Source organism: Drouetiella sp., from assembly GCF_059504425.1.
On record NZ_JCACIN010000073.1, the window covers coordinates 43,102 to 57,369 of the forward strand.

The window sequence follows — 14,268 nt, forward strand, 5'->3', positions numbered from 1 at the left end:
CAGAACGTAACAGAATTGTGAGGGAAGGTCAGACTCCGTTCTAGACTGGATCACTGATGGCAATATCGCTGATGATATCGCGATCGCAGCCCTTCAATTTTCAGCTTAATTCTCATCCTTTAGCCAACGTTAGTAAACGCCATGTTCCCAATTCAGCGCCCTCGCCGTTTGCGTAGCCATCCTCAACTGCGTCGAATGGTTCAAGAAAATTTGTTGACCACCAATGACTTGATCTACCCCCTGTTTGCCGTCCCTGGTGAAGGATTTGCCAAAGAAGTCAAATCCATGCCGGGTGTGTATCAGCTCTCGATCGACAAAATTGTTGAGGAAGCTAAAGAGGTTCACGACCTCGGCATTCCAGCCATCATTTTGTTCGGCATTCCTGCCGATAAAGATGTGGACGCAACGGGCGCATGGCATGACCACGGCATTGTTCAGCTTGCAGCAACGGCGGTGAAAGAAGCCGTACCCGATCTGATCGTCATGGTGGACACTTGCCTATGCGAGTATACCTCTCATGGTCACTGTGGCTACTTGCAGGTGGGCGACCTGACAGGGCGCGTGCTAAACGACCCTACATTGGAGCTGCTGAAGAAAACGGCTGTCGCTCAGGCGAAAGCAGGCGCGGATATCATTGCACCCTCTGGCATGATGGACGGGTTTGTTCAAGCCGTGCGTGCAGGTCTAGATGAAGCGGGTTTTGAAGATATCCCTATCATGTCCTATGCCGCCAAGTATTCTTCGGCGTACTATGGCCCTTTCCGAGATGCTGCCGAATCGGCTCCGCAGTTTGGCGATCGCCGTACCTATCAGATGGATCCAGCAAACGGACGCGAAGCCCTCAAGGAGATTGAGCTAGATATTGCTGAGGGCGCAGATATGCTAATGGTGAAGCCAGCCTTAGCATACATGGATATTATTTGGCGCGTTAAGCAAGCGACCCAACTTCCGGTAGCGGCCTATAACGTGTCAGGCGAATACTCTATGGTCAAAGCGGCTGCCCTAAACGGCTGGGTGGATGAAGAGCGTGTGGTCATGGAGACGCTTTTGGGCTTCAAGCGGGCAGGTGCAGATTTAATTCTCACTTACCACGCTAAAGATGCGGCGCGCTGGTTACATGGGTAGGCAAACGGTACGAGAGGAGTAGCGTGCGGAGGTGCGGAGAGCTGCGCCTCCTTCTCGCTGTAGAAACATGGCTAGGGATCGGTTTGCATGGTTTGGGGTTGCAAAAATGCCACCATTTGCTCCAACCCGCGTTGGATTCGGCGAGTGACCGTCATCGGACTCACCCCAATGCGCTCGGCAACTTCTTTACGGGACAAGTCGCTAAAGAATACGAACTCGATCGCCGCTCTGGTTTTTTCCTCTAGCTGACCCAAAGCCCGCTGGAGCTGCTGCCGATCTTCTTCCAATCGCTGCATAATTAAGTAGCTAGCATCAGGCAAAGTTTCACCCAAAGTAATGGGCGAATCAATCTGATGGCACACCGTTGCGTCAAGGCTCAAAGGCAGACGGTTTTTAACAGCCATGCGGATTTCCTGCCACTCATGCAGAGATATGCCTAACTCATCGGCAATTTCGCCATCATGAGGCTGCCGTCCTAGTGTTTTGGCGAGTTCCAAGCGAATCTTTTGTCCTTCTTTCTGCAAATCTTGCCAGCGACGGGGCACCTTGATGGGGCTACTGCGATCGCGCAGGAAGTGCAGCATTTCGCCTCGAATATAGGGAACGGCAAAGGAGCTAAAGGCGCAACCTTGAGTGGGATTGAACCGCTCGATCGCCCGGATTAAACCTAAGTAACCAATTTGCTCCAAATCTTCATAGGGTTCTGCACATTGATGGCTCACACGATGAGCAATCTTGCGGACTAACCCAGCATTTAAGCGAACCAGTTTGTTACGAAGAGAGACAGAGGGTTGCTGCTGATAAGCCATCAGCAGTTCCATGCTATTAACGCGGATAGAGGATTGAATCGCCATCATCTGAGAACCACCATTCATCAGGTTGTAGGCACATTGTCTAAAGAGAACCTCTTCCAAACCATCGTTATTTCACGGTAATGAAAAAGACTTTTCCTGGGAGCGTCAGCAATAATACTGAACGACCACTCTGGGTGAAATGGCTTAGCTAAACGTCATTTAAGGGAGGCGATCGCTCATTCCCAAGGCTTTCCTAAGCTAAATCGCCTAGAATCAGGGCAGAATGCTCCCTGAGTTTGGATGATAGCTATTTAAACCTCCGGTAAACTCGTTTGCTTACCCATGCCCTCTCCTTCAAAAAGTCTTGACCTGCCCTATGGCTCTCAGCTCGATCGATTTTTGGTTTGCGGGCTGGGTAGCTTAGGACAGCACTGTGTTGCGGAGTTGAAAGAATACGGAGCGATCGTCAGCGCCATTGTTGAGGCGCCGCCCAAAAGCTGGGAAATCCCCGAATTACCTCAGCTGCTAGAGGAGGTTCTTATTGGCGACTGTCGGCTAGAAACTGTGCTGAAGCAGGCGCGGATTCACGACTGCCGTACTATTCTGCTGGTTACAGGCAACGAGCGGGTAAACACTGAGGCGGCACTGGCGGCGCGATCGCTCAACCCTAAAGTGCGGCTGATTGTGCGATCGGACAAGCAAAACCTGAATCAGCTTTTGGGGCAGAGTTTAGGCAATTTTGCCGCCTTTGAACCCACGCAGCTCTCGGCTTCTGCCTTTGCCCTATCTGCGCTGAGCGTAGAGACGCTAGGGTACTTTAAACTAGAGAAACGGCTGCTGCGAGTGGTGAAATATCAGGTGGAGCAGGGCGATCGCTGGTGCGATCGTTGGTGGGTACATGGATTAAATAGCCGCAGTCGGAGGTTGCTGAGCCATACCCCATTAGACCCTCCATCAGATTCCCCACTCAACCCCTTACATCCTGAGCAGTTTCATCAGTGGAACTCCGAAGCCGTCCTCAAGCATGGAGATACCGTGGTCTATGTAGAAGTGATGAATTCACTGGATATGGGTGATATGCTTGCCCGTCCCACGCATGACCGTTCTAATGACCATGATCTGCGGACAAAACCTTCCCGCTGGCAAAAGAGCGTAGCTCGGATATCTCAACTGTGGATTCAGCTAGGGCATTGGGGAAAGCCGGGGAAAACCTTAGCCCAAATACTACGGCAGTTTTGGCGATCGACTGAGCAATACCAAACTCAGCGAGTGGCGATCGTTTGTGGAATCACGCTGGTGTTTATGTGGCTGCTAGGTATCTTACTGTATCGGATGTCCTATCCTACAATTGGTCTTGCAGAAGCTTTCTATGCGCCGATCATTCTGCTGCTAGGGGGCTATGGCGATCTGTTTGGCAGCGTTGATTTCGCCAATCAGCCTGCTCCGGCAGCTGAAATGCCGGGGTGGCTGCGGCTGTTTAGCCTGACGTTGACTTTGGCGGGGACTGCCTTTGTGGGTGTGCTGTATGCGTTGTTGACTGAGGCATTGCTCACCTCTAGATTCATGTTTTTCAGCAACCGCGATCCGGTGCCGCACTCTAACCATGTGGTTTTGGTAGGGCTAGGGCGCGTCGGGCAAGGTGTAGCAACCCTGCTGCAAGAGCTGAAGCAGCCGCTGGTGGCAATTACGATTCAGGCGATCGATTCCAGCACGTTGCCGCGTATGCCGATCATTATGGGCGATCTGCCGCATCTGCTCGCCAAAGTAAACTTAGAGACAGCCAAAAGCATTGTGGTGGTAACAGGGGACGATATCCAAAATTTGGAGCTGGGGCTGATGGCACATACGATCAATCCCAACAGCCGTCTGGTGATCCGCACCTATGACCAACATTTCAGCAACAGCGTCACCCGCCTGTTTCCCTATGCTCAGGTGCTGTGCGGCTCGGCGCTCTCTGCCGAAGTCTTTGTAGCGGCAGCGTTTGGTGAAAATATCATCAGCCTATTTCACTTTAATCAAAAAACGGTGCTGGTAACGGAATACAGCATTGAGGCAGGCGATACGCTCAACGGAAAGCTGCTGTCTGAAATTGCCTATGGTTATAGCGTTGTGCCCGTGCTCTATCAACGCAACAGTCAAGAGCTGCCTGAACTGATGCCTTCTGAGGATATCCGGCTATATGGAGGAGCAAGACTGATTGTTTTGGCGACGAGTCAAAGTCTTCAGTGGATTGAGCGAGGAGAACTAGCACCTCGGCAATGGCAGGTGCGAATTGAGCAGGCTTTGAATTCTCATGCTGTCATTGAAGGTGCAAATAAAATTGCTCTAGTTTCGGGCTGTAATATTGGTGCAGCTAAGAAACTGATGGTAAATCTGCCTGCTACGTTAGAGCTGCCTTTATATGAACATCAAGCTCAGCGATTGGTGCGTAAGCTCAATGAGTCCAATGTCGCAGCATTGGCGCTGCGACTGTAGGTCGCGATCGCATAAAGCTAAAGTGCGCAATCGCATAAAGCTAAAGTGCGCGATCGCATAAATATAGCTAGAGATAGTAGTCAAATTCTCTCCTCCGCTAGACAATAAGCAGTGAACATTAGCCAAAGCAAAACCTAACACTAGAAATCATGATTGTTAATTTGATCGAGAATGGTTGGGAAGTCATTTATCATCGGGCACATGCTTTGCTTGCGGCTCAGCTTGGCGGACACTGGCGCAAAAAAGATTCCCCCGAACGCCTTTACGAAACGTTGGCTGCTATTTCTCATCACGATGATTTGGCAAAAGAATGGGAAGGTGACCAGCTGACACCAGCAGGGGCACCGCTAGATTTTAAGCTAAATTCAAGCGATTCTTTTGATGCCCTGGAAGAGTTGGTGAATAATGCTCGTTATCGAGGGCGCTGGGTTACATTACTGACCTCTAAACATGTCTGTTACCTGACTCAAGACAAGCAGGGTGAATCACCTGAGTGGGATCAGTTTTTGAAGAGTCAGATGCAACTTCAGGAAAGCTACCGTCAGCAGTTGGGCATTGGTGAAGAAGAAGCAGAGCGGGCTTACCAATTTATGCAGTGGTGCGATCGCTTTTCCCTGATTTTAGCGCAAAGGGAGATTCCTGAAGACGGACGTGCGCTGGAGATTACGAGCGGGATCGATGGTCAGCGTTACGATGTGCGCGAGTTGAATGATGGTCATTTGACAGTGGAACCCTGGCCGTTTGAAGATGAAAAATTTACCGTCAATGTTGAAGCTTGTTATCTGTCTGAACTGAGGTATGAGAGCAATGATGATCTCGTTGAAGCTTTGCAAAAGGCTCCTATTAAAGCTCTAAATTGGACGTTTGTCAGAGTAGAGAGTTAGCCGTAGTGCTCGACTTCCTGAGATCTTTGGGATTCACTCTAAGGACAGACGATCGCCCCTAAGAAACTCTCTATCTTGGTATCCAAGGCGATTTGCGCCGTCAGAATTTTATCCTTGAGGCGTTTCTCATGCAGTCATACGACGTTGTCATTATTGGAGCAGGTCACAATGGACTGACTTGTGCTGCCTATTTGCTCAAGGCAGGGTACAGCGTCTTGCTTTTAGAGAAGCGCCCTATTCCAGGGGGTGGTGCAACGACGGAAGAGTTAATGCCAGACGAAGCACCAGGATTTATGTTCAATCGTTGTGCGATCGATCATGAGTTCATTCACTTAGGGCCTGTCGTAGAAGAGCTAGAGTTAACAAAGTATGGCTTAGAGTATCTTTATTGCGATCCCGTTGTATTTTGTCCTCATCCTGACGGCAAGTATTTTCTTGCTCACGCCTCTGTAGAGAAAACCTGCGCAGAAATTGCTCAGTTCAGTCCTAGGGATGCTCAGAAATATGCCGAATTTGTTGATTTTTGGCAGCGCCTTCTGTACGGAATTATTCCTATCTTCAACGCGCCGCCAAAATCTATTATTGACATTGTCGGTAACTATGATGTACCCAAACTGAAGAATTTGCTTTCAGTCGTTGGGTTCTCCAATAAAACACTTGATCTGTTTCGCACGATGCTTAGCAGTGCCGAGGATAATTTGAATGAATGGTTTGACTCTGAGTTTCTCAAGGCTCCTCTAGCGCGACTTGCTTCAGAATTAGGTGCGCCACCCAGCAATAAGAATATGGCGATCGGTGCCATTATGATGGCGATGCGGCACAATCCCGGCATGGCACGTCCTAAAGGTGGAACAGGCGCTTTGACTGAGGCTTTGCTGAACTTGGTTCAAAGCTTGGGCGGCAAGGTTTTGACCGATCAATCTGTCCAGCAAGTGCTGATTGATGACGGTCGGGCAGTGGGTGTTCGAGTTGAGGGTGGCACCGAGTATCGAGCCACTCGTGGCGTGATTTCTAACATTGATGCTAAGCGTTTATTCTTGCAAATGGTCGATTCTAGTGATGTGGATTCGGCTGATCCTGAGTTGCGCGATCGCCTAGAGCGCCGAATTATTAACAACAACGAAACTATTCTCAAGATTGACTGTGCATTATCTGAACCGCTGCGGTTTGAACATCACAATCACCGAGATGAGTATCTCATAGGTTCTGTATTAATTGCAGATTCAGTCAAGCAGGTGGAACTTGCCCATAGCGAACCTGGAATCGGTCGTATTCCCGATGCTGACCCATCTATGTACATTGTGCAGCCCACCATGCTTGATCCAACAATGGCTCCCCCCGGATGCCATACCCTCTGGATCGAGTTCTTTGCACCCTACAAAATTGAAGGGCTAGAAGGCACAGGACAGCAGGGCACAGGCTGGACAGAGGAGTTGAAGAACAAGGTCGCCGATCGCGTGTTGGACAAGCTGGCAGACTATGCGCCTAACCTAAAGCAAGCGATAATTGCGCGTCAGGTAGAAAGTCCGGCAGAATTGGGCGATCGTCTAGGTGCATACAATGGCAACTACTATCATATCGACATGACGCTAGAGCAGATGATTCTCTTCCGGCCGCTGCCTGAACTTGCCAACTATGAAACGCCGATCGCCAATCTCTACTTGACGGGAGCCGGAACTCATCCCGGTGGATCGATTTCTGGAATGCCAGGTCGCAATTGCGCCCGTGCGTTTCTCAAATCTCAGCAGCCTCTCGCGCAGGTGATCAAAGATGTGCAAAGTTCGTTCAAATCAACCGTTGACTCTGTGTTCAAACGGAGCTGAAGTGAGATTGATGCAGGATAGCGTATGGCAAACCGAGTCTTAATTCTGGGAGGTAGAGGACGAATCGGCAACAGTGTGGCGATCGATCTGCTAACTCATACCTCCGCTCATGTGACGATTACCGGGCGTAATTCAGTTGCTCCTCTTGGAGCAATGCCGGGTCAAAACGTAGATTACCTAGCGCTTGACCTTTCTAACGAGCAGGGGTTGGCAACAGCGATTGCTTCAACCGATTTAGTAATTCACTGTGCAGGGCCGTTTCGGCAGAGAAATACGCAGGTTCTACAAAGCTGCATTGAGCAAGGCGTGAACTATCTTGATGTGAGCGACGATCGCGCCTTCACCCAGGCTGCATTAAGCCATCAGGCAGCGGCAAAGGCTGCAAACGTCACGGCAATCGTTAACACTGGCGTTTTTCCCGGCATTTCTAACAGCATGGTGCGTCAGGGCATTGAGCAGCTAGATACGGCTGATTATATTCATTTAAGCTACGTAGTAGCAGGTTCGGGCGGTTCGGGCGTGACGGTAATGCGCACCACTTTTCTGGGTCTGCAAAATCCTTTTAAGGTGTGGCTCGATCGCCAGTGGCAAACAGTAAAACCTTACACCGGGCGGGAAACTGTCGAGTTTCCTCAACCGTTTGGGAAAACGGGAGTGTACTGGTTTGATATGCCAGAAGCACTGACGTTAACTGAGAGCTTTCCGGTGGCGACGGTGATTGTGAAATTTGGCTCTACACCTGATTTTTATAACTATCTAACGGCGATCGTTGCCAATGTTTTTCCGCGTGCTTGGGTGCATCAGTCTCAAGTCGTCGAGTTTTTGTCACAAGTCAGCTACCGCATGACTTCAGTGACTAATCGCTTTAGCGGCATTGGGGTTGCTATGCGAGCCGAGATACGAGGATACAAAGCAGGGCAGCCCGTCCGGTATGTTTCTACGTTTGTGCAGAGTGACACGGCGGCAGCAGTAGGCTACGGCACCGGGAGCGTAGCGCAGCTCATGCTATCAGGACAGCTCAACTCCCCCGGCGTGTGGGCAGTAGAGCAGGCGTTGCCGACTGACTTGTTTCAGCAGACCATGCAGCAGCGTGGCGTGACGATCGCCGAGCAGTGGTTGTGAGAGTTTTGCCTTAGCTCATCTCCAGCATTCGCTGAATGGGTCTGAGGGCTGCCAAACGCACTTCTTCAGGTAACGTGATTTCTGGCGATCGATCGCGCATAGCTAGATACAGCTTTTCCAGGGTGTTTAGCCGCATATGAGGACATTCGTTACAAGCACACTGGATCATCGGCGGTGCTGGAATAAAAGTCTTCTCAGGCGCATATTTTTCCATCTGGTGAATAATTCCTGGTTCCGTCGCCACAATAAACGTAGAGCTGGCGCTGCTTTTGGAGTAGTTGAGCAAAGCTGTAGTGGAGCCAATGTAGTGGGCATGGCGCAGCACGGCAGGTTCACATTCTGGGTGGGCGATCACTTCCGCATCCGGATGATGAATTTGAAGCTGCACAATTTTCTTTTCTGAGAAAGTTTCATGTACCATACAGCTCCCCTGCCAGAGAACCATTTCGCGACCCGTCTGCTCCATCACGTATCGCCCTAGATTGCGATCGGGGGCAAAAATAATCGGCTGATCTACCGGAATTTGCTGCACGAGCTTGACCGCATTAGAGCTGGTGCAAATGATATCACTCATGGCCTTGATCTCAGCCGTGCAGTTCACATAGGAAACCACGATGTGACCAGGATGCGCTGCCTTAAACTGGGCAAACTCTTGAGGAGGGCAGCTATCAGCCAGAGAGCATCCGGCGTTGAGATCGGGCAGTAGTACGAGCTTATGGGGGTTGAGAATTTTGGCGGTTTCTGCCATGAAATGCACGCCAGCAAAAACGATCACATCGGCATTGGTACTCGCCGCCTGTTGTGCTAGCCCCAAAGAGTCGCCAATATAGTCGGCAATGTCTTGAATATCTGGATCTTGATAGTAGTGCGCCAAAATGACCGCATTCAGCTCTTGCTTGAGCGCCTGAATGGCTGAGAAGAGGTCGATCGGCAGGGCAGATTGCGTCGAATTTTGGTGAAAAAGAGTAGTTGTGAACACGGTAAATTGCGCTTTTCCTATATTTAGGCTAGAAAAATCAAGTCTCTTGCCTACGATTATAGTTTTTTTTACCAAAAATGTGAGCAAGCAAAGTGGTAAATTTCTACGCTAAGCTGTAAATTTAAGTCAAGAGTCTTTGGGAATGCCGTCTTCGGGAAAGACCCACTGCGTTGGAGCTGTTGCTTTCCTGCGAATGGCTTCCTCGGCGATCGCTAGCATCTGATCGAGCGAAGTCTCCTGAATAAACTTAGACGTCTGATCGCGAAACGTTTGGTTTGGGCACCTTTCGCCCAAGACGCAGCCGTCAGCGCAAGCCGTCGCGCAATCAATTGTTGCCGGATCAAGGTCTGCCGGATTCATCGATCGATCTCCTCTCTCAATAGGATTGCTGGTAGTGCATAGCCACCAGTAATATTATCGCCTTGAAAGCCAAGTTCATCCTCACTTCAGCAGCAGTTCTCATATCAATTTAAGACCCAAACAGGGCAGATGATTTTCGAGAGCCGCGCGGAGTGCGGCTCTCGAAAATCATCTGCCGCCTCATCAATTTAAATTGGTATTATTGTGGATTTCATATTGGGGAGTTTGCGCCCTGCGGGCGCAAACTCCCCAACAAAGCCTGTTTTATCACCTCATTGCACAGTTTGCCAGTGCAAAGCTATTGGGAGTTAGGTTGAGCTGTTGATTGCGATCGCTTAATCAGCAGCGATTGTGAAGCAATCTGTCAATTCTTAGCCTCTAAGGAAATGGGACGAGTAGAGTTTGATGATTTCTTTGAGTTGAGAATGTCATCCTCTAGCGATTCTAAATCAACACTAAGCTGACTCTGCCGTTGCTTCAGTTCATCTAAAAATAGAATGGCAAATTGCTCAAGTTGTCTGCGTTGAAGCGGCTTGATAAATATGTCAAACGGATTGAGATCCACTATGAATTCACCTATCTTCACGCCCAAAGGCTCTAGATGCTTGCCCTCTAACTCTTTATGCAAAATTGGAAACTTTCTCTTCTTTAACTCCCCAAACAGCCACAGCACGTCGCTGTTTGATCTAACATCTTCAGACCGACATTCATCAGTTTCACTGCCCGCTAACGTATCGCTATCAAAAGAAATAAGGGCGGTTAAGTTAAACAAAAGGCTGCGCTCAACAAAGCGTTGAGTTTGATCTCTCGTTGGCTTTGCCCCTAGCCCGATACGATCGAGAAAGTGAGCGATCGGCCGAACCGGAATGGCGCTTTCTGTATCGCTAATATCAGGTGCAATCAGTAAAGACGGTTGATCCAAAATAGAGGCATTTTCTAATCCAGCGCTGACAATAAGGGCTTCAATCTGCTGGTAAGCAGCCTGCCCAAGGCTAGACTCTGTGATTTGTTTCCACTGTTGACCGCTCAAGAATTCTAGAAGCGCAATGTATTTGCACCCTAAACTATGTCCTAGCCAAAAGTAGTTGGCTTTATCTTGATAGATTTCATTCTGATAGCCTAATTTGTTGGCAATTTCTGTCAGCTCGTGGCGCAATATCTCTTGCTCCTTAAGCAGGTCGATCGCGATCGCCCAGTGACGAAAACTAAACCTGAAGGGCAGCGCGATGATTGTGTAGCCTTCTTCAAATAATGTTTGCAGGAAATATCTATAGAAAACAGTTGGAAAAGTGCCGAAGAAAGCACCTCCAATGAACTGGATAACCCCTTTAGGTTGGGGATGAATTGCAACCCAGCTAAAAGAAATTGGACTAAACTTAAAGGTTCCAGGCATCGTATTTTCACATTGTAAAATTGTTCTAACAGAAGCAACTAAAAGGGGTGAAATTTAATTCACCCCTCAAGCCAATTTGAACAAGCAGAACTGTATTACGCGTTAGAGAGTTTGAAAACTCCACCATTGCTAACAGGCAGGTTATAGGTGGTTTGATCAAGTGCAACTGCGGCTGGATCCTCAGTATCCAAAGCTTTAAAGAAGGTTCCACGTTGTTCAGGATTAACTAGCAGGGTTGCTGTGTCTGATCCTGAAAGTGAGGACAAGAAAATTTCGACATATCCACGAGCTTCAAAATTTGCCTCTTTAAGTAGCTCAGGTTGCTTAATGAAATCAGGCTGCAACACAAATAAGCTAGTGGCATTTTCAGGAATAGTGAAGGTTAGTCGCGCCTTATTGTTTTGTGGAACAATCTCTGGAACCAGCACTGCTTGAGGATCGTTTGGGAAAATATTTTGTCCTGAAATATCAACAGCATTAATAAAATCTACAAACGATGTAGGACGCTCTGAAGGGTCATCAAGGTTAATAGGAAACTTGATTGTCAAGACCACAGACACGGTAACAGGAAAGAAATTGACGTTGGCGATCGTCAGAAAATAGCCTTGAACTGTTGTCCGGGTAAGTACATCAAAACCACCTGGAATTTTAGGAAACTGAGGCTTAAGGAGAACTTCAAAAGTAGAAACAAGCATATTTTTTGGCTTCTAGGCAACTATGAATCCACTATAGGTTTTTGTTAATTGAAGTCTACAGTACCCGCATGGGTACTCTCAAATTACTAGCTCCGCTATTCCCACATATCTTACGCCTGCTGGAGTTACTTCAAATCGACAGGGCAGCACTTCTAAACCTTGGGCGATCGCCTCTCTCAGCAACTTTCCATATACTGGGTCAGCACTGTCTCCAGGAGCAAACTGAGTGCAATCGTCCCGGTTGATTAAGTACAGCATCACCGATCGCGCTTCGGGCAGCAGCGCTGTTAGCTCCCGCAGATGCTTCTGTCCACGCGTGGTAACGGTGTCGGGGAATAAAGCAATTTCGCCGTTCGTCCAGGTCGTGTTTTTCACCTCTACGTAAATGGGCGGTGTCTCTTCGCCCGTTAGCAGAAAATCGATGCGGCTTTTTTTATCCAGTCCATAAGGCACTTCGCCGCGAATTTCGCTGTACCGACCCAGCGTTGGAAACAGCCGATCGGTGAGGGCAGCTTTGATCAGACGATTAGGTAAAGCCGTATTCACGCCTACCCAGGTCGATCGAATGTCATGCACTTCGATCGCTTCCCAGGTGTAGAGCAATTTTCGAGTCTTGCTGTCGCTGCGAGACACCCAAACTCGATTGCCCGGAATGCAAATTCCGGTCATCGGTCCTGTGTTGGGACAATGCGCCACAATTTCTTCGCCCGAATCAAGCAAAATATCGGCAAAAAACCGTTTGTATCGCTTAATTAGCGTTCCGTACAGCAGCGGTGGATAGGCATAAACCCAATCGGTCATAGTGATGTTTTAAAGCCTAAACGGGGCAGATATTTTTGAGATCAGGAGTGATTGTCCAAGAGGCATAGGGAGGAGCGCCAAGATTTCCTGTTTTTACTCTGCATTTTTACCGTACTGAAACCTCTCCACTGCACCATAAAGAGTACAACTTTATGACTGGCATCAATTTATGGTGAGAACTGAGGAGTAATGTGTGTGATGACCCCTAAGTTTCCGATGCTTGAAGAGATTTGGTGAATGTTGAGTCATGGTCGAGCCGTACTGTATTTTCACTCTGCTTTTCTCCAAATCGATCGCGAATTCAAAGACACTGCCCAACATCTAAAATAAGTGGGTAGGCTGACGACGATTCACAGCAAGCCGCAATACTGAAAGGCTCAAGATCAGTAAGAACATCGCCAAACCGATCGTGCAAGCATAACTAATTTCTAAATCTTGAAAAGCGCTTTCATAGACGTAATAAACCAAAGTTTTAGAGCTGTTGCGCGGCCCCCCCTGAGTCATAATGAACACTTCTTCAAACACTTTGGTTGCCGAAATTGCCGAAATCACCGCTACGAGAAACAAATAGGGACGCATGAGCGGAATGGTGATATCCCAATGCTTGCGCCAGCCGTCAGAACCGTCGATCGCCCCAGCTTCATACAGGTCTTCCGGAATCGACTGCAATCCCGCCAAATAAATCACCATGTAGTAGCCCAAGCCTTTCCAGACCGTCACGGCCATGACGCTAAACAACGCAAACTGCGGGCTGGTTAGCCAGGGAAGCCCCTGATCGCTCAGGTGCAGCCAGCGGAGAAACTGATTGAGTAATCCCGTCTCGGCGTAGAGCCAGCGCCAAGCAATGCCAGCCACCACCATCGAGATCACCACGGGCGCATAGTATGCCGCACGAAACCAGCGCATTCCCGGCAGCTTTTGATTCACCAGAATTGCCAGACCCAGAGGCACAATGACTAAAATCGGCACTGCCCCAATCAGATAAATTAAGGTATTCCGCAGCGTCCTCCAAAACACCCTATCTGAGAGGAGCCGCTGAAAGTTCTCTAGCCCCACCCATCGCGGCGGCTGGGTAATGTCAAAATCATATTGGGTAAAGCTGAGGTAAAACGCTTGTAGAGCCGGATAAAACACCGTCAGCGTGAGGATTAGGAGCGCGGGCAGCAAAAATAAGTAGGGCGTAAGCTGGGGCGGAAGCGACGCCCATTGAAGCGATCGGCTAGGTAAGTTCTGACGAGACAGGTTCTGATTGGACATGGCTGGACGCGCATTGTACTGGACAATCTGGCTGCTGGACAATCTGGCTGGGCTGTAACAAACCAGTCTAAAGCCAAGTAAGGGATTTGGATGCAGCCAGGACACCAATGCCCTGAACCCGATCGCATACCCACAAACCGATCGCGCCCTATGCTTTTCTTCCAGGCGCATTTCTGGTAGGCAAGCCTAGAAAAATCAAAAGCCTCGCTTCTTCAGTAGGGTCTTGATAGCTTCGAGCGAAATTAGGGTACTTTAGCTTTGAGTAGAGATTCAGTAGATCGTAAGCCAGACTCACGCTAGAAATACTCCTGTCTGATCCCCCAAATCCCCGCGCTATCGCGCCGCTGCGCTAGAAACAGGGGGGATTTGAGTTCTGAAGCTCCCTTTTAAGGGGGTTGTCTGAAGCTCCCTTTTAAGGGGGGTGGAGGATCGAGGGTAAGCTTTGCGATCTACTGAGATTACATCAAAAGTTGAAGAATTTTCACTATTTTCTGTAGACAAGAGCTAAACATAGAGAGAATAGCGTAAGTATAGGAAAAACTAAGTTGCGCACATCAGGT

Annotated in this window: 12 protein-coding genes; 5 read left to right on the forward strand and 7 right to left on the reverse strand. The window is 49.0% G+C overall.

The features are described 5' to 3' along the window. Positions 1–141: 141 nt before the first annotated feature. Positions 142–1,125, forward strand: coding sequence for a porphobilinogen synthase (hemB, locus tag AC5JMP_RS16990; RefSeq protein WP_495852670.1), 984 nt, complete (start codon positions 142–144; stop codon positions 1,123–1,125). Positions 1,126–1,196: 71 nt separating this feature from the next. Here hemB and AC5JMP_RS16995 read toward each other — a convergent pair whose 3' ends face one another. Continuing rightward, the gene (locus AC5JMP_RS16995; protein WP_495852785.1) at positions 1,197–1,979 is read right to left on the reverse strand and encodes an RNA polymerase sigma factor SigF; all 783 of its coding nucleotides are present in this window, start codon (positions 1,977–1,979) and stop codon (positions 1,197–1,199) included. 282 nt (positions 1,980–2,261) lie between these two features. On the opposite strand from AC5JMP_RS16995, the gene AC5JMP_RS17000 reads away from it, so the two are divergent. From AC5JMP_RS17000 to AC5JMP_RS17015, 4 genes are all read left to right on the forward strand, one after another. Beyond that, on the forward strand, positions 2,262–4,394 hold the full coding sequence (locus AC5JMP_RS17000; RefSeq protein ID WP_495852671.1) for a potassium channel family protein: 2,133 nt from the start codon (positions 2,262–2,264) through the stop codon (positions 4,392–4,394). Positions 4,395–4,543: 149 nt separating this feature from the next. Further along, positions 4,544–5,278 carry a DUF3891 family protein gene (locus tag AC5JMP_RS17005; protein ID WP_495852672.1) on the forward strand — a complete coding sequence of 245 codons (735 nt, stop codon included), beginning with the start codon at positions 4,544–4,546 and terminating at the stop codon, positions 5,276–5,278. Between the two features lie 128 nt (positions 5,279–5,406). Beyond that, on the forward strand, positions 5,407–7,101 hold the full coding sequence (gene crtO / locus AC5JMP_RS17010) for a beta-carotene ketolase CrtO (RefSeq protein ID WP_495852673.1): 1,695 nt from the start codon (positions 5,407–5,409) through the stop codon (positions 7,099–7,101). Between the two features lie 24 nt (positions 7,102–7,125). After that, positions 7,126–8,223, forward strand: a complete 1,098-nt coding sequence (locus AC5JMP_RS17015; RefSeq protein ID WP_495852674.1) for a saccharopine dehydrogenase family protein — start codon at positions 7,126–7,128, stop codon at positions 8,221–8,223. Positions 8,224–8,233: 10 nt separating this feature from the next. Here the strand turns inward: AC5JMP_RS17015 and nadA are convergent, their stop codons facing one another. The 6 genes from nadA to AC5JMP_RS17045 form a co-directional block, all read right to left on the reverse strand. Then, complete coding sequence (gene nadA, locus AC5JMP_RS17020) at positions 8,234–9,202, reverse strand: quinolinate synthase NadA (protein WP_495852675.1); 969 nt, start codon at positions 9,200–9,202, stop codon at positions 8,234–8,236. A 126-nt stretch (positions 9,203–9,328) separates the two neighbouring features. After that, complete coding sequence (locus AC5JMP_RS17025; protein WP_495852676.1) at positions 9,329–9,562, reverse strand: hypothetical protein; 234 nt, start codon at positions 9,560–9,562, stop codon at positions 9,329–9,331. A gap of 364 nt (positions 9,563–9,926) precedes the next feature. Beyond that, entirely contained in the window at positions 9,927–10,955 is a 1,029-nt protein-coding gene (locus tag AC5JMP_RS17030) for a DUF1350 family protein (protein ID WP_495852677.1), read from the reverse strand. A 95-nt stretch (positions 10,956–11,050) separates the two neighbouring features. Further along, the gene (locus tag AC5JMP_RS17035; RefSeq protein ID WP_495852678.1) at positions 11,051–11,650 is read right to left on the reverse strand and encodes a hypothetical protein; all 600 of its coding nucleotides are present in this window, start codon (positions 11,648–11,650) and stop codon (positions 11,051–11,053) included. Positions 11,651–11,728: 78 nt separating this feature from the next. Next, a complete protein-coding gene (gene sfsA, locus AC5JMP_RS17040; protein ID WP_495852679.1) occupies positions 11,729–12,451 on the reverse strand; it encodes a DNA/RNA nuclease SfsA in 723 nt (240 codons plus the stop codon). A gap of 321 nt (positions 12,452–12,772) precedes the next feature. Beyond that, complete coding sequence (locus AC5JMP_RS17045) at positions 12,773–13,879, reverse strand: carbohydrate ABC transporter permease (RefSeq protein WP_495852680.1); 1,107 nt, start codon at positions 13,877–13,879, stop codon at positions 12,773–12,775. Positions 13,880–14,268: the final 389 nt, after the last annotated feature.